The 15,630-nt window shown below is 40.4% G+C and carries 16 protein-coding genes; 12 read left to right on the top strand and 4 right to left on the bottom strand.

The window, feature by feature from the left end:
* The first annotated feature begins 86 nt into the window (after positions 1 to 86).
* The gene (gene murA, locus AC1VU3_RS06300; RefSeq protein ID WP_482983097.1) at positions 87 to 1,382 is read left to right on the top strand and encodes a UDP-N-acetylglucosamine 1-carboxyvinyltransferase; all 1,296 of its coding nucleotides are present in this window, start codon (positions 87 to 89) and stop codon (positions 1,380 to 1,382) included.
* A gap of 113 nt (positions 1,383 to 1,495) precedes the next feature.
* On the opposite strand, the gene AC1VU3_RS06295 is transcribed toward murA, so the two are convergent.
* Entirely contained in the window at positions 1,496 to 2,446 is a 951-nt protein-coding gene (locus AC1VU3_RS06295; protein WP_482983096.1) for a nuclease-related domain-containing protein, read from the bottom strand.
* Between the two features lie 914 nt (positions 2,447 to 3,360).
* On the opposite strand from AC1VU3_RS06295, the gene spoIID reads away from it, so the two are divergent.
* The 10 genes from spoIID to AC1VU3_RS06245 all read left to right on the top strand — a co-directional run bounded on the left by spoIID (position 3,361) and on the right by AC1VU3_RS06245 (position 10,075).
* Complete coding sequence (gene spoIID, locus AC1VU3_RS06290) at positions 3,361 to 4,296, top strand: stage II sporulation protein D (RefSeq protein ID WP_482983095.1); 936 nt, start codon at positions 3,361 to 3,363, stop codon at positions 4,294 to 4,296.
* Positions 4,297 to 4,328: 32 nt separating this feature from the next.
* A complete protein-coding gene (locus tag AC1VU3_RS06285) occupies positions 4,329 to 4,988 on the top strand; it encodes a peptidoglycan DD-metalloendopeptidase family protein (RefSeq protein WP_480389788.1) in 660 nt (219 codons plus the stop codon).
* A 68-nt stretch (positions 4,989 to 5,056) separates the two neighbouring features.
* The gene (locus tag AC1VU3_RS06280) at positions 5,057 to 5,317 is read left to right on the top strand and encodes a sporulation transcriptional regulator SpoIIID (protein ID WP_480389789.1); all 261 of its coding nucleotides are present in this window, start codon (positions 5,057 to 5,059) and stop codon (positions 5,315 to 5,317) included.
* A 371-nt stretch (positions 5,318 to 5,688) separates the two neighbouring features.
* Positions 5,689 to 6,681, top strand: coding sequence for a rod shape-determining protein MreB (gene mreB, locus AC1VU3_RS06275; RefSeq protein ID WP_482983094.1), 993 nt, complete (start codon positions 5,689 to 5,691; stop codon positions 6,679 to 6,681).
* A gap of 14 nt (positions 6,682 to 6,695) precedes the next feature.
* Positions 6,696 to 7,535 carry a flagellar hook-basal body protein gene (locus AC1VU3_RS06270; RefSeq protein ID WP_482983093.1) on the top strand — a complete coding sequence of 280 codons (840 nt, stop codon included), beginning with the start codon at positions 6,696 to 6,698 and terminating at the stop codon, positions 7,533 to 7,535.
* A gap of 48 nt (positions 7,536 to 7,583) precedes the next feature.
* Positions 7,584 to 8,420 (top strand): flagellar hook-basal body protein, encoded by an 837-nt coding sequence (locus AC1VU3_RS06265; protein ID WP_482983092.1) that lies wholly within the window; start codon positions 7,584 to 7,586, stop codon positions 8,418 to 8,420.
* Between the two features lie 26 nt (positions 8,421 to 8,446).
* Positions 8,447 to 8,722 carry a DNA-directed RNA polymerase subunit beta gene (locus tag AC1VU3_RS06260; RefSeq protein WP_480389793.1) on the top strand — a complete coding sequence of 92 codons (276 nt, stop codon included), beginning with the start codon at positions 8,447 to 8,449 and terminating at the stop codon, positions 8,720 to 8,722.
* Positions 8,723 to 8,739: 17 nt separating this feature from the next.
* Positions 8,740 to 9,180, top strand: a complete 441-nt coding sequence (gene fabZ / locus AC1VU3_RS06255) for a 3-hydroxyacyl-ACP dehydratase FabZ (protein WP_480389794.1) — start codon at positions 8,740 to 8,742, stop codon at positions 9,178 to 9,180.
* A gap of 26 nt (positions 9,181 to 9,206) precedes the next feature.
* Positions 9,207 to 9,596, top strand: coding sequence for a hypothetical protein (locus AC1VU3_RS06250; protein ID WP_480389795.1), 390 nt, complete (start codon positions 9,207 to 9,209; stop codon positions 9,594 to 9,596).
* A 92-nt stretch (positions 9,597 to 9,688) separates the two neighbouring features.
* Positions 9,689 to 10,075: a hypothetical protein gene (locus tag AC1VU3_RS06245; protein ID WP_480389796.1), complete on the top strand. Its 387-nt coding sequence runs from the start codon at positions 9,689 to 9,691 to the stop codon at positions 10,073 to 10,075.
* A 79-nt stretch (positions 10,076 to 10,154) separates the two neighbouring features.
* Here AC1VU3_RS06245 and AC1VU3_RS06240 read toward each other — a convergent pair whose 3' ends face one another.
* The gene (locus AC1VU3_RS06240) at positions 10,155 to 10,589 is read right to left on the bottom strand and encodes a YwpF family protein (RefSeq protein WP_480389797.1); all 435 of its coding nucleotides are present in this window, start codon (positions 10,587 to 10,589) and stop codon (positions 10,155 to 10,157) included.
* Between the two features lie 243 nt (positions 10,590 to 10,832).
* On the opposite strand from AC1VU3_RS06240, the gene AC1VU3_RS06235 reads away from it, so the two are divergent.
* Positions 10,833 to 11,210 (top strand): single-stranded DNA-binding protein, encoded by a 378-nt coding sequence (locus AC1VU3_RS06235; RefSeq protein ID WP_480389798.1) that lies wholly within the window; start codon positions 10,833 to 10,835, stop codon positions 11,208 to 11,210.
* Between the two features lie 61 nt (positions 11,211 to 11,271).
* Here AC1VU3_RS06235 and AC1VU3_RS06230 read toward each other — a convergent pair whose 3' ends face one another.
* Positions 11,272 to 13,980: a DEAD/DEAH box helicase gene (locus AC1VU3_RS06230; protein ID WP_482983091.1), complete on the bottom strand. Its 2,709-nt coding sequence runs from the start codon at positions 13,978 to 13,980 to the stop codon at positions 11,272 to 11,274.
* On the bottom strand, positions 13,977 to 15,557 hold the full coding sequence (locus AC1VU3_RS06225) for a hypothetical protein (protein WP_480389800.1): 1,581 nt from the start codon (positions 15,555 to 15,557) through the stop codon (positions 13,977 to 13,979). Before AC1VU3_RS06225 ends, AC1VU3_RS06230 begins: the two co-directional genes overlap by 4 nt.
* Between the last annotated feature and the right edge of the window lie 73 nt (positions 15,558 to 15,630).

Raw genomic sequence — 15,630 nt, 5'->3', positions numbered from 1 at the left:
GTTTTGAAGTCACAAAATTAGACATCTTACATACATTTCTTTTATATAGAGGCATAAGAGAGGAATCTGAACTCGGAGGGAACAAAGTGGACAAAATTGTTGTTAAAGGTGGCCGACGGTTACAAGGTAAAGTGAGAGTGGAAGGCGCTAAAAATGCTGTTCTACCAGTGCTAGCAGCAGCTTTACTTGCAACAAAAGGTAAAAATATAATTAAAGATGTACCGACTCTGGCGGATGTACTAACGATCAATGAGGTATTAAAAAGCTTAAATACAGAAATTCAATATAATCCAGATAAAAATGAAGTAATTATCGATTCACAAAAAGAATTATCCAGTGAAGCGCAGTTTGAATATGTACGTAAAATGCGCGCTTCTATTCTTGTGATGGGACCAATTTTAGCACGTAATGGCTTTGCTCGTGTTGCGTTGCCAGGCGGATGTGCGATTGGTTCAAGACCAATTGACCAACACCTAAAAGGATTTGAAGCAATGGGGGCTGAAATTTCCTTTGGGCATGGTTTCGTAGAAGCAAAGACAACTGGTCGCCTTCAAGGAGCAAAAATTTATTTAGACGTTCCAAGCGTAGGAGCTACTGAAAATATTATGACAGCAGCAGCGCTTGCTGAAGGTACGACGATTATTGAAAACGCAGCAAAAGAACCGGAAATCGTAGACCTAGCTAACTTTATTAATGAAATGGGTGGCAAGGTAAAAGGTGCTGGTACGGATACTATCCGTATCGAAGGAGTAGATGAGCTATTCGGTACAGAGCATCATATTATTCCAGACCGAATTGAGGCGGGCACTTTCATGGTTGCTGCGGCAATCACAAATGGAGATGTCTTAATAGAAAATGCTGTCCCAGAACATATGACAGCTTTAATTTCTAAGATGCAAGAGATGGGCGTGGAAATCACAGAAGAAGAGCAAGGCTTGCGAGTACGCTCAGAAGGTAATTTGAAGGCAGTGGATATAAAAACGATGCCTCATCCTGGTTTCCCGACAGATATGCAATCTCAAATCATGGCATTAATGATGACTGCTCATGGCACAGGCATTATTACAGAAACGGTATTTGAAAATCGTTTTATGCATGTGGAGGAGTTCCGTCGCATGAATGGTAACATGAAAATCGAGGGTCGCTCAGTTATGATGGATTCACCATCTAACCTTCAGGGTGCAGAGGTTTCTGCTACCGATTTACGTGCAGCAGCAGCGCTTATCATAGCGGGTCTAGTTGCAGAAGGAATCACACGTGTAACAGAACTACATCATTTAGACCGCGGCTACGTAGATTTTGACAAAAAGCTTGCAGCACTTGGTGCAGATATCGAGCGTATTGGCAGTCAAAACTATGAAAAAGCAGTTCAGCTCGTTTAATATAACTATATGTTGGGCGCTATGCAGTTATTCCTGCATAGTGCTTTTTTAATTACAAATAGTCCAACTTCTTGCATGGGCAGTTGCAGATTACTATGACCTTATTTAGCATTCTAGTTACCTATTTTTTGATTATACCTGGTGCTTCTATAACAACCTGTTTTTTGGTAGATTTGTTGATTCAGTAGTCTAGTGGCAAGATGGATATCTTTTATTAGCAGAAAATCTCGGCACTCTTTATTGGAAATACTCGTATGAAAGAGATAAAAGTAATCCTGCAAAGTCCTCTGGTGAGCAAGACGGTCTGTCCTTCCGCATGCCTCACAATGCCAAGTTCTTTTCGACCTTCTCATCGGAAAAGCACCGCAAACCGAGCATTCGACCCCTCTTATAATACTCTCTGGAGATATCGCAAAATGAGTAGTTAGTGGAGTAGAAATAAAATCCTGATGAGATTTTTTTATCTGCTCCTTTAATAAAGATAATTGTTCTGACGAAATAAGTGACTGTGTAGAAGGTAGAGAGCGCACGAAAGGTAATATCTCTCTTTTTATTAGAACAACTTTATCTTGGGGAGTAGAAACAATATGGATAGGAGTGGGGAAGACCACTGCGGTATAGATTGGCAGATTAATGCGAAGGCTCTGAAGAAATAGCTCAAGCTGAAATTTGTATTCACCAAGCTGCAAAAGTGGACTATCAAATGCATGCTTTTCTCCAGTATCAGTTGTACGGATCATTTGCTGAGGATTTTCGGTTAGCATTATCTGTCCTTTTATATTCTTCACTTCTAGAATCAAAACAAAATAAGGCGTAATCATGAGCACATCCATTTGAAATAAAGGCTTCCTATTCAATGCAATATTGTGAAAAATATAGTAAGGGTAGGGGAGCGACAGATTTTCCAATACTTTCATCACTATTTCCTCGCCAATATCGCCTGCAACCATTTGGCGATATTCATTCAATACAATCCCATACTTATAATGCGTCTTAGGTAACCGCTTAGTTAAAGCGAAAAGTGCCTCTTTATATCTTGAAGATTGATATGGTTTTATTATCATTTCCATCACCTCATCTAGACATTAACATACATATAAATTTCTACCAAATACCCTAAATAGGAATTTGGAGGCTAGTTTAGGGAGAAAATGAAGCAAAAATAAATTCTTGCAACAAAATAGGTCTAAAAATAGAGGTTTTGCCAATTTTGAAGAAATTTTATTGCGAGAGCAACCTTGTGAGCCATTTAATTGGATTACTCTCATTTGGCGAGGATTTATTCTCACTTAGATTAGGTTTACTCTCGCTCAGTGAACCTTTACTCTCAGATGGACCAGGTTTATTCTCATTCAGCCGGTTTACTCTCGTTCGGCTTAGACTTACTCTCGGATAGACTGACTTTACTCTCGTTCAATATGGTGGAAGGGCACGGCCAGTGTCCACAAGGGATTGGTCAAGGTGTTGCTCCTGGGGGGTGCCTTCCTTTACTCTCGTTCGACGAGGATTTATTCTCACTTAGACTAGGCTTACTCTCGCTCAGTGACCCTTTACTCTCGGATAGAACAAGTTTATTCTCATTCAGCCGGTTTACTCTCGTTCGGCCCGGATTTACTCTTGGATAGCCTGACTTTACTCTCGTTCAGTAGCATGGCCAAAGTCCACTTGGGATTGGTCAAGGTGTTACTCCTGGGGGGTGCCTTCCTTTACTCTCATTCGGCGAGGATTTATTCTCACTTAGACTGGGTTTACTCTCGCTCAGTGAAACTATACTCTCGGATAGCCAAGGTATATTCTCATTCAGCCGGTTTACTCTCGTTCGGCCCGGCTTTATTCTCGGATAGCCTGATTTTATTCTCATTCAAAATGGTGGAAAGGCATGGCCAGTGTCCACGGTAGAGTTCGGATAGGTTGATCATTCTCTCCCATTCGTTAATCTTGATGAATCTTACTTCCCTCTGTAGCATATAATCTTTGCATGAAAAGAATTCTATTGTTAATTGCAGTTTTTATTGGTCTAATGTTCTTACCATTCTTGCTGGTAAAAGAGAAAGAGAAGGCAGTAGTAGAAGTAGTAACAGAGGTGGAAGTGGATTGCCCGATTCTAATCGAAGTGAAAGGGGAGCAGGAGAAGATACCACTGGAGGAATATGTGCTTGGGGTGGTGGCTGCGGAGATGCCGGTTAGCTTTCATGAAGAAGCTTTAAAGGCGCAGTCGATTGCGGCACGCACATATGTGTTGAGGGAAACGGATTACGGCAAACGGGCGATTGATCCTACTGTCCAGAAGCAGGTGTATGTGAGTCTTGCCGGCAGACAGGAAAAGTGGGGCAGCTCCTTTGAAGAGAATGAAAAAAGATTGGAAGCAGTAGTAGCAGCTACAGAAGGACAAGTAATCGTATATAAAAATCAGCTCATTACAGCGATGTTTTTTTCCACTAGTAATGGACATACAGAAAGTGCGGTCGATTACAGCGGTTATGATATTCCCTATTTAGTATCGGTTCCAAGTATGGATGAAGAGTTATATGCCAAGAATAGGAATAAACAGTTTGAGTTTACAGGGGAACGATTTGCAAAGGCGTTTGGACTTCAATGGAATGCTGGGCTAGGGAATACCTTGAAGATTACGAAGACGGACTCGAATAGAGTGAAAGAGATGGAGCTTGGCGGGAAAAGTTGGACAGGTCGTGATGTCAGAGACCTGCTTGGCTTGCCTTCTACAGACTTTGAAATAACCTTTCATGCGGAAAAGGTAGTGGTAGAAACGGTGGGTTATGGCCATGGGGTAGGAATGTCCCAATACGGAGCGCAGGTGCTTGCAAATGATTCAAGAGAGGCCAAGGAAATACTCTTACATTATTATACAGGAGCGGAAATAAAAAATTTTTCTCCATGTTTAAAATCTCCTTGATTTGCCAAGAATAGCAACTAGAGGTGATGAAAATGAGAGAAGAACAAATGAACAAGGGCTCTCAGAAGAAGAACAAACCGAAAAAACCTGCTTGGTTCTGGCCAACAATTTATATTGGTTTCTCGGTAGCATTTGTAGGAATGATTTGGGGTTATACAGCATTTATTGACACAGACGTCGCAGAGGAATCAGAGTGGACAGACGCAAGCAATCCAGACAAGGTGACAATTGAAACAAACGCAAAAGCAGAATCTATGAAGTATCCATTCAAGGAAGCGATGCTTGACAATATGGAAATTGTCCAACATTTCTATAACGTGGAAGCAGATGAGGCGACCCGTGAAAAATCCTTGCTAGTGTTCAATCAAGTGTATAAAGCAAGCACAGGTGTATCCCTGTCTATGAATAACGAGCCATTTGAAGTTGTTGCAGCATTAAGCGGAACAGTGGAAGAAGTAAATCTTGACCCATTCTCTGGTGATGAAATTGTAATCTCTCATGCGAATGGTATGAAAACAGTCTATCGCTCTGTTACTGACATTCTAGTAAAAGCAGGCGATAATGTAGAGCAAGGACAGTCTCTAGCTACTACAAGTGAAAATGAGTGGAATCCTACTGCGGGCATTCACTTACAATTTGAAGTATTTGAGAATGGCGTTCTTGTTGATCCGGAATCATTACTAGCATTTTAATTCATAATAGCCTAGACAAAAGCATAAATTGATGAAAAGTGTTCCTTTACTAACGAAAGGAAGAGTTGGTGCACGAAACGATTCGTCATAGATGTCTACGTTTAGGTGAAATGGTAATTGAAACAAAAAAAACAGTTCGCGCTATAGCGAGCAAAACTGGTCACTCTAAAAGCACGGTCCATAAGGATTTAACGGAAAGGCTTCACCTTGTTGATCCTCAAATGGCAAAGGAAGTGAAGGAAATCTTAGCCTATCACAAATCTATTCGCCATTTGCGGGGAGGGGAAGCAACCAAGCAAAAATGGAAGACCAGAAAGGAAGACAGTTAAGGTTCTGCATGCTAAAAGTAGAGCCTTATCAATGGATAGTAGCTTTTACTATTCATCCAAATAGAAGGAGGGTATTCAAAAAGGCTATTACTTTTTGAATATCCTCTTTTCTACTATTTTCAAAAATTTCAGGTCAAATGCTCTTGTTATGTTGCCGATATATAGATAGTAAGGTCCTTATGGGCATGATAAAACTTTCCTATTCGACAGAAAATTAATAGATTCTTCTAAAAAATATATTATTCGATCTATTTTTCCATTGAAAGCACTTAAAAACAGTGTTTTTAAGGAAAAAGTATGCTAAAATTAGAAGTTAGATACATAACGGATTCTAGAAATACTATACATAGCAGGAAGGGGAAACACCGTTTATGTTTGCAAAAGATATTGGAATCGATTTAGGTACAGCAAATGTATTAATACACGTAAAGGGCAAAGGAATCGTTTTGAATGAACCTTCAGTTGTTGCTTTAGATAGAAATACGAATAAAGTCCTAGCAGTAGGAGAGGAAGCGAGACAAATGCTTGGAAGAACACCAGGTAATATCGTAGCAATTCGTCCTCTCAAGGATGGGGTTATCGCTGACTTTGATGTAACAGAAGCAATGCTTAAGCATTTTATCAATAAATTAAACGTAAAAGGTTTCTTTTCTAAACCTCGCATTCTGATTTGCTGTCCAACTAACATTACAAGTGTAGAGCAAAAAGCAATTAGAGAAGCAGCAGAGAAATCAGGCGGAAAGAAAGTATATTTAGAAGAAGAACCGAAAGTTGCTGCAATTGGTGCGGGTATGGATATATTTCAGCCAAGTGGCAACATGGTAGTAGATATCGGTGGTGGTACAACGGATGTAGCAGTGCTATCAATGGGTGATATCGTTACTTCCGAGTCTATTAAGGTGGCTGGGGACGTGTTTGATAACGATATCCTGCAATATATCAAGAAAGAGTACAAGCTGTTGATCGGAGAGAGAACAGCGGAAAGTATTAAAATTGCAATAGGAACTGTATTTCCAGAAGGCCGTAATGAGGAAATGGACATCCGCGGGCGAGATATGGTGACAGGTCTACCAAGAACGATTACGATTCGTTCGGAGGAAGTACAAAGAGCACTTCGAGAGTCAGTATCTGTTATCGTACAAGCGGCTAAAAATGTACTTGAAAAAACTCCTCCAGAGCTATCAGCGGATATTATTGATCGCGGGGTAATCATTACTGGTGGAGGCGCATTGCTTCACGGTATGGATCATTTATTGATGGAAGAACTAAAAGTACCTGTCTTTGTTGCAGAGAATCCAATGGACTGCGTAGCTGTTGGAACTGGGATTATGTTAGATAATATTGATAAAATCAGAAGAAGATAAGGGGAGGCTCCTTCATGTTTCGAGGATTCCAAACTGCAGCCTCCGGTATGATTGCACAGCAACGCCGGACAGAGCTGCTAACAAATAATATGTCAAATGCCAATACTCCAGGGTATAAGGCCGACCAAACTACGATTCGTTCTTTCCCAGATATGCTCCTCTCTAGAGTAGGTTCTGCAAGCATTCCTACGGAGGATAAGGTAAGTGGTAAGTATGCATCTCCAGTAGGTGCTATTAGTGCAGGCGTTTATATGCAAGAAACGATTGCATTGCAGACGCAAGGGCAATTAAAGCAAACAGATATCAATACAGATATTGCACTTATCAATGGTGTTTTGCCGACAGACGAAGCCACTGGACAAACGGGAGCAATCTTCTACCGTCTAGAGCATCCAAATGGAGGCGAGGCATATACAAGAAACGGAAACTTTACCTTAGATGCAAGTGGTTATTTAACGAATGCACAGGGGTTATATGTACTAGACGAGGATGGGCGACGTATTCTCCTAGCGAATGATGATTTCCGTGTTGGAGATGATGGACAGTTATTTGTGAATGATATGTCAGTTTCAAGAATTGGCGTATCTTATTCAGGGAATCCAGCAAGTCTTCTTAAGCAAGACAATGGTTTGTTTAGAACGGTGGAAGGCAATAATCTTCCTTCAGCTTATGAGGTAGATGGCGTAAGCTTTTCCATGCAACAAGGATTTATTGAGGGCTCAAATGTAGACGCAGCAAAGACGATGACGGAAATGCTGGCAGCCTATCGTTCATTTGAAGCTAATCAAAAAATACTTCAAGCGTATGATCAAAGCATGCAAAAGGCTGTTAACGAAGTGGGCCGCGTTAATTAGTAGCAAAGTCCAGATAAAGGGTACTAGAAAAGAAGGAGGTGTGCTTGGATGCTACGTACAATGATCACTGCAACCAACACAATGTCTCAGCTTCAAAGCCAACTAGACGTGATTGGTAACAATTTAGCGAACTCCAGCACTCATGGCTACAAAGCAAAGGACGCAAAATTCCAAGAGCTATTATATCAGCAATATAATAACGATAAACTAGATAAGGTAGATCGTCAGTCTCCTGTAGGGATTCGTTATGGAGTAGGTGCTTCATTAGCACAAGCACAAATGAATTGGAAGCAAGGCAGCATTCAATCTACTGAGAGAGACCTAGATTTTGCTTTTCAGGCTCCAAAACAATACTTTCAAGTGATTATGCCAGACGGAGAAGGACAAAAAATGGCTTTCACACGTCAAGGGAATTTTTATGTTTCTCCATTGGAAAATGGGTCACTTATGCTTGTTACAGGAGATGGTTACCCGATAGCTGGTGCTGATGGACAACCTATAAATATTCCACAAGGTGTACAAAGCTTTTCCGTACAGGATGGAGGAGTGTTGGTTGCTAGTTATGCAGACGGTACTTCCGTTCAAAGAGAGCTAGGTATTTCTGTATTACAGAAGCCACAATTCATGGAGCATATTTCTGCTACCTATATTGGACTCCCAAACAATTTAGAGGAGTTAGGGGTTAACCAAGAAGATGTCCTCTCTAATCTTCAAGGAGCAGAGAGAGAGCAAATTTCGTTAACTAACAACGTATTAGAGCTTTCTAATGTTGATATGTCAAAAGAATTAACAGAACTAATGGCAACGCAGCGTCAATACCAATTCAGCGCACGTTCTATTTCACTTGCTGACCAAATGATGGGCCTTATTAATGGTATACGCTAAACTTTCCAGTAAGGAGTATCAGGTGTATGACAGAAGAAGGTAAAGGAACTGGCAGACAACAGCGTAGAGCGGAACTTACAGAAAAGCGAAAACAAGAGAAGGAAACGAATAAGCCCACAAAATGGGTTCAAATTCGCTTAATCCCAATCTGGTTGCGTATCATCATTGTAATCATCCTTCTTGGGATTGCAGCAGCTGTAGGGCTTATTGTTGGTTACGGGGTCATAGGAGAAGGTTCTACAAGTGATGCATTGAAGTGGGAAACCTATCAGCATATCTTTGATATTTTAAGTGGAAAATAACATTTGGAGGCGATTCCATGCTATCTACAGAACAAATACAAGCAATTTTACCTCATCGATATCCATTTCTAATGGTCGATAAGATATTGGAAATCGAAGAAGGAAAAAAAGCGGTAGGTTTAAAAAATGTATCAATAAACGAAGAGTTTTTTAATGGTCACTTCCCTGGTTACCCAGTAATGCCAGGTGTTCTTATCGTGGAAGCGCTAGCCCAAGTAGGTGCTGTAGCAGTACTTCAAATCCCAGAAAACAAAGGAAGATTAGCTTTCTTCACAGGCATAGACAATTGCCGTTTTAAGCGTCAGGTGAAACCTGGAGACCAGCTTAGGCTAGAGGTAGAATTAACCAAGCTACGTGGACCAATGGGAAAAGGTCACGGTGTTGCAACTGTAGATGGAGAGATTGTTTGTGAAACAGACATCCTATTTGCGTTAGGACCAGTAGTAGAGAAAAAATGAGAGACATGTAAGGAGGCTGTAAACTAATGTATCATGAGTTACCAACAGGAACCAAAAGCAGTATAACACGATCTATATCAAAAGCTTTTGAACTGTATATGGCGAAAATTGGATGGGATGAAAAGTTATTTAGCATAGAAGATTTTATTAAAAGCTGGCAAAGCTATATTCAAGAATCAGCGTCATGGTATGAGAAGGTTCCTTTAGAGGTAAAGGAAAGCCAAGAGTTTCATGCGGAAATTGCCAATAAAATCAATGCTACTATTGAAAAAATCTTATCTGAGCCTGTTCATGAGGATTTAATTGCTTCCATAGAAACCAAACAAGACAAATTGAACACTCACTATAAATATGGATGTAAAGCAGAAGCGCTATACGTGGAATCATTGCTTAAAGAAATGGAAAAACAGGCATAATTGCAAATGGATAGTTCCTTCTTTTCCTGGTTAACCTATCGTAAGTCACATGAAAAGTGTGACGGTTAACTTTGAAGAGGAGGAATTTTTTTATGTGGAAAAAAGCTGTTCCTGCTGTAGCATTATGCTCAGTACTGTTAGTTGGCTGTGGGAATAATAACGATAACGATAACGTTCCTTCAGATAATGAAACACCGATTGAAGACGTAAACAACGGAAATGACGTGAATACCAATTCTCCTGCAAATAACGATGCTATGAATGAGAACGGTGCAAGCGGTGCAGAAGGTTCCGGAAATAACGGGATGGGTAATGGCGCAGGAGTCGACGATGCTATCGAGGATATTGGTGATACCATGAATGGCAATAATAATGACACGAATGAAAACAACACCATTAATAACAATGGTGACGGTGTCATGGATGAGACAAATGTAAAAGAACCTCAAGTAAAGAATGGCGAAAGTAATAATAAATAATTAAAAATGCTGACTGTTCATGAACTGAACTCCAATTGTTAGATGCTTCTAACAATTGGAGAGCATTTTGTCATGAGCGTCAGCCTTTTTTATCTCGTTTTAAAGATGGTCTGGTTTTCATATCATTTTCAAACTTTGCTAATAGCTCTTCCCCGCTCAGCCCTTCTTCTAACAAATCGGCAAGTAATGATTCAGCGTATTTCCTTCTTGCACGTTTTAAAGTCCCTCTAAGTAAAACAGATAAATGGTCCCCAATATGCTTCACAGAGTATGTGGCAACCTCAAAATGAGCCGGCTCATTCTCTGGATAGGAAATAACAACCTTTACGACGAAAATTTCGTTGGACTCCTTTAAATCATTAAAAAATTCTTCATACTTTTGATCAATAAATAATTCCAAAATCCAAGAACGACTAGTATTTTCTTGATTAATTACAATACCGTCTTCAAGAAAAATCGGGGTTTCTTCATTGTTGCGGATGAGAGAAACTGAAATCATTTTAAATGTTTTCATTAGCCAACCCCCTTTAGATTACTATTGTGTTTCATTATAACATAGGAGCTGCGATGGAAAAATAATATCAAAACTACTAAAATCATTTTTTTGTTTTGACAAAAGATTGTTCTGGTGAGCTCCAGCCAAACAACTATGCTTTAAAATTCAATTATCAACTAATAAAAGGGTCCAAAACAGTATTACTGACTTTTGCAAACAATTTATATCTTTTCTATTATTGTCCTAGAAGGAGGTGAGTTAGTGAACACAGTTTCCTTAATCGGAAGGATGACGAAGGCACCGCAGCTGAAACAATTATCAGAAGGGAGGGTTCAGACAAGCTTTGTTATAGCTGTAAACAAAGGATATAAGCAAGACGAAGCGGATTTTGTCCTTTGTACTATTTGGGGGAAAATAGCGGAAACAACTGTTAAATATTGTGGAAAAGGCTCGCTAGTCGGTATAACTGGTAGGCTAAATACAAGATCCTATGAGAAAGGAGATGGGACGAGAGTTTTTATAACAGAGGTAATAGTGGAGGAAATAAGATTTTTAGTTACTAAAAAGAGAGAAGAAGGACCAGAGGACAAAAGTACAAGTAATTTTGAATTTCCAATACCAAATAAAGTTCCAGTATAGAAATTTGAATGGCCGCAACCAATTCAAAAAACCTGACCTATGGTAGGCCAGGTTACATAATCTAGATAGTAAGCGTGAGCAGATTCTTTAACTCGTCATCAGACATTTCAGTGATCCACTGACTGGAATGGATTAATTCCTCAGAAAGAGACTGCTTTTCCTCCAGCAATTTATCAATTTTCTCTTCAATTGTTCCTATCGTTATAAATTTATGGACGTGCACAAAGTTAACTTGGCCGATTCGATATGCTCGGTCAGTTGCTTGGTTTTCAACAGCGGGATTCCACCAACGATCGGCGTGGAGGACATGGTTAGCAGCTGTTAAGTTCAAGCCTGTTCCTCCTGCCTTTAAGGAAAGTAAGAAAACTGGGAACTCCTTCGCTTGAAAAGCCTCCACCAGATGGTCACGTTGGTTTTTTGGCATACTTCCAGTTAAAAAAGGAGCATCGATATCATACATTTCTGCTAGACAATGCTGTAGCAAATGCCCCATACCAATATATTGAGTAAAGATGAGACATTGTTCGCCACGTGCAGCTATTTCTCCAGCGAGCGTTACAATTCGAGCAAGCTTTTCAGAACGTTCGAGCATTTCCTCCGCTTCATCAAAAGGTTCCTTTAAGTACAGTGCGGGATGATTACATAATTGCTTAAGCTTGCTAAGCATTTTTAAGATTAAGCCTTTCTTTTCAAAGCCTGTAAGGGTATCTAGCTTACTAACAGTTTCTTGAATAAGCGATTCATAAAGAGCTGCCTGCTCGGTAGTAAGCCCGCAATATTCCTTTTGTTCCAGCTTATCAGGTAAGTTTAGCAAGAGCTCAGGGTCCTGCTTGGTTCTTCTAAGTAGGAACGGTTGGATTTTTAAGCGGAGCTTATGCTTCGTCGTTTCGGAATTATCTCTTTCGATAGGCGCAATGAACTCCTCTTGAAACTTCCGAAAAGAGCCTAAATAACCTCTGTGTATAAAGTCAAAGATGGACCAGAGCTCAGATAGTCTATTTTCTACAGGCGTTCCGGTAAGGGCAATATGGTGCTTACCTGCAAGCTTCCGAATAGCTCTAGATTGCTTCGTATGCATATTTTTTATATTTTGAGCTTCATCTAAAGTGACACTAGACCAAGTAATATACTCTAATGATTCAATGTCCTGCATTGCTGTTCCAAAGGTAGTAAGGACCACGTCGGCGGACAGATCAATCTTCTTAGTACGACCTGCACCATAATGAGTCTCTACTTTTAGGGAAGGAGCAAATTTCGTAAGCTCTTTTTGCCAATTACCTAATACGGAGGTTGGGCAGATGATAAGAGACGGTGCTTCCTGTGGTGCGCCTTCATGAACATGCAGTAGGTAGGAAATAAGCTGAACCGTTTTCCCCAATCCCATGTCATCTGCAAGGCAGGCGCCAAACTGTTCATTTCGCATAAATACTAACCAGTCTAGGCCTTGCTGCTGATAAGGGCGTAGCTCGGTCAAGAGATTTTTCGACACCTCAACTGGAGGATAGCCCTTCTTTTCGGAAAGCTGCTCCATTAAAGATTTTAAGGATTGCTGCATTTCAAACTGGAAGAGCGGATCTTCCTCTGCATCTTCTTCATCCAGCGCAAGTGCTATTTCTTCTGGAATTTCTCGGAAGAGGAGCTCCTTAACCGTCCAATTTTCCTCCTCTGACTGCTTCATAAGCTCCCTGATCTGGTGCATCCAATTAGCGTCTATACGGAACCATTCATTCCCTGCTTGGATATAAGAACGGTTCTCGTTTACAATCTTTTGAAACTCGTCTGCCGAAATTTCCTGACCGTTTAGTGAAAAGCTCCAATTGAACTGAAGGATTTCATTTAATCCTGCTGAAGTTTTATATGTGTTAGCAGTTTTAGCAATCGTCTTCACTTTCATTTTTGTATCTTTGACCGTTTTAAGCCAGGCAGGTAATACAACTTCAAAGCCAAGTGCCTGCAGCTTAACTAAATCGTCGCGAAGAAACTTACGTACCTCTCCGTCTGACAGGGAGGAGGAATAAAAGGAGTCTAGCTCAACTGGCTCCACTGCAGTGACTAAGGAAAAAATATTTTGCTGTGTTTCGTAGATGAAATCACGATAATTTTTCCATTTATCAGGTAACGCCTGTTCAATCGGCGATGATTTTTTACGAAACGAAGGTGCCCAGTATGTGTTGCTTTTATTTCCACGGACAACAGTCTCCAATAACCAGGTATCGTCCAGCCCCTCAGGTTCTGATAATCTCAAAGCGACTGACAGTACGGGGTGGTTTGTTTTAGAAGTAAGCGGCCATCCCCCCTGTTGAAAGAACGGGATAAGGGCAGGTAAATCATTTACTGTAAGCCCTACTTGAAACAACTTTTGCTTAACAGCATATTCTAGTAGCCTTGAATCATTGCCAGCAAAGGAATCTGATACGTGTAAGTCTTCATCCTTTAGCTGCAACTGATGCCAAAGCTCAGGGGACTTCCATTTGCTGGCCGATTCCTTAAACGAGGAGAGCCATTCGGAAGAAGCTTGATCCACCCCATAAAAGGATACAAATGGGTGAGATTCTGCTGAAAACACCTCTACTAGCTCAAGGGGAGATAATATTAGTGCATCTTCTTCGATTTGAGCATTCAAGCCAAAGAAGCTTGGTCGATGCTCTAAAAAGAGTGTCTGTACCCATTGCTCTATAGGTGCGTCATGGGAGATGACTTTAAAGCCCCCGTTATTTAATGGCTCAATGTGTAGAGAAATTTCCTGTGTAATAGATAAAGGCTTATTCATAATAATAGATTTCCCTTCTCTATTTCTTGTTGTAAGGCACGTAGCCTGCGATATTTTTCTTTTAGGTTTGTTACATAGTCATTCCAAAAATCTTTCTGGTTCGATTTCTTGGCAACTTGCTTCATCTTCTTCCAAACCCTTACGGCCTGCTTATAGCTATAACGGTTTTTCTCTTGAAGATATCTAATGGCATAGTGATGATAGAGAGGCAATAAGACTTCAGGTGCTTCCTCCTTCACAATCGAAAGACCACATGCTTCTGCATATTCAAGTGAAGAATTAGCAGACTGATGCAAGGCCATCCAATCTCTATATCGCTTCTGCTCTAGTAATAGCTGGGAAAAGGACTGAATTCCATACAAGCCAAAGGATAAATAGAGTTTCTCCAATTCCTCCGATTTAAGCTGCACTTGACTATATAAAAGCTCCAGCCGGCGAATTAGCATAACGCGTGTAGGATTTTCGGCTATATTTTTCATATAAAAGGAAATAGGAGTTAAAAGCTTTCGAGAAAGGTCATTTGCTAATACCTTCTGGTTAAGCTGTAGGGCCTTTTCACATACAGTGACCCACTCCATCAGCTGGTAAGGATCAATCTCCTCTGCAGCCTCTAGCAATTCGTCCGTCATGGAAAGGGTTAAGTAGAAATAAGGCAATACCATATTTAGCTTCATGCCATCCTCGGATTTTTCAAAGTCTTGGAGATACTTTACCTCTTCCAGGCGTTTAGCTTTATTGGTGACCAAAGCCTCCCAAAACGCAAGATAAACATGCTTTCGATAGGTTAGCAAGCCATCTGTATTAAAATAGAAGGCGCGGACCGTTTCCATCATCTTGTCATAAAAGGTATCCGCAGCAAACAATCTTGGCTTAGATGCTAACTGGGAAAGATTTTCATCCAATTCCTCCATCGATTCATTCAAAAAATGAAGTACTCGGTTCCGCATATTGGAATCCTCATATTGTCTCAAATATGGCCAAACCTTCGTTAGTATTGACAGATTGACAAAGGCATCAAAGATGGGCTGCCATTCACGTTCAAACGGCTTGGATTTCCTTACCTGGATCTTTAAATCATGAATGGCAAACTCTAAGAGATAAAAGCTTGCTGGAGGATAGTTTGATATGAATTTACGGAAAAATGTTTCCACGAGAAGTCCCCAGCCTTCTGGAGACCTGTCATTCCGGAGCAGATTCAATTGAACTGCATCGGCAGAAGAACGCCAATCAGAAACCCAAGAGGACAAAGAATTATTATGTTGATATAAATAAAAGATAGCTGCCACCATATGTCTGCATGGTTTCACCAAATTACATTGGCAATGCTTGGAGTCTTCCACCGGGAAATATTGTACTTCAACATTGGAAACGTCTCGAATAACAAAATCAATTCGATTCTCCTTCGAGTGGTAATTGGTTATAGAGACTGCACCGTTTCTCACAAAAAAGGCTGCACGTCTAACAAGCTCCTCATCTTCTGAAACATTCGATTGGAGCTTGGATTTTATATTATTTAAAGACTCATCAATGAACTGCTCGTAATGAGAAGCAAGTTTTTGGTATGAGGTTAGGTTCAAATGAAATCTCTCCTATTGTAAAAAAGGCTGTCCTTCCATTATACGTTTAAAAGGTCTTTATTAAAAGGGAGAC

The organism is Psychrobacillus sp. Z16_25, assembly GCF_056856695.1.
Note: the sequence above shows the minus strand (reverse complement) of the source record. Positions and strands in the feature narration are given on the sequence as shown.

Coding starts and splice junctions, on each gene's coding strand:
- AC1VU3_RS06295 (WP_482983096.1), bottom strand. CDS start 2,446: ATGATAATAAAACCATATCAATCTTCAAGATATAAAGAGGCACTTTTC.
- AC1VU3_RS06250 (WP_480389795.1), top strand. CDS start 9,207: ATGTATCATGAGTTACCAACAGGAACCAAAAGCAGTATAACACGATCT.
- spoIID (WP_482983095.1), top strand. CDS start 3,361: ATGAAAAGAATTCTATTGTTAATTGCAGTTTTTATTGGTCTAATGTTC.
- fabZ (WP_480389794.1), top strand. CDS start 8,740: ATGCTATCTACAGAACAAATACAAGCAATTTTACCTCATCGATATCCA.
- AC1VU3_RS06260 (WP_480389793.1), top strand. CDS start 8,447: ATGACAGAAGAAGGTAAAGGAACTGGCAGACAACAGCGTAGAGCGGAA.
- AC1VU3_RS06285 (WP_480389788.1), top strand. CDS start 4,329: ATGAGAGAAGAACAAATGAACAAGGGCTCTCAGAAGAAGAACAAACCG.
- mreB (WP_482983094.1), top strand. CDS start 5,689: ATGTTTGCAAAAGATATTGGAATCGATTTAGGTACAGCAAATGTATTA.
- AC1VU3_RS06230 (WP_482983091.1), bottom strand. CDS start 13,980: ATGAATAAGCCTTTATCTATTACACAGGAAATTTCTCTACACATTGAG.
- AC1VU3_RS06240 (WP_480389797.1), bottom strand. CDS start 10,589: ATGAAAACATTTAAAATGATTTCAGTTTCTCTCATCCGCAACAATGAA.
- AC1VU3_RS06245 (WP_480389796.1), top strand. CDS start 9,689: ATGTGGAAAAAAGCTGTTCCTGCTGTAGCATTATGCTCAGTACTGTTA.
- AC1VU3_RS06265 (WP_482983092.1), top strand. CDS start 7,584: ATGCTACGTACAATGATCACTGCAACCAACACAATGTCTCAGCTTCAA.
- AC1VU3_RS06270 (WP_482983093.1), top strand. CDS start 6,696: ATGTTTCGAGGATTCCAAACTGCAGCCTCCGGTATGATTGCACAGCAA.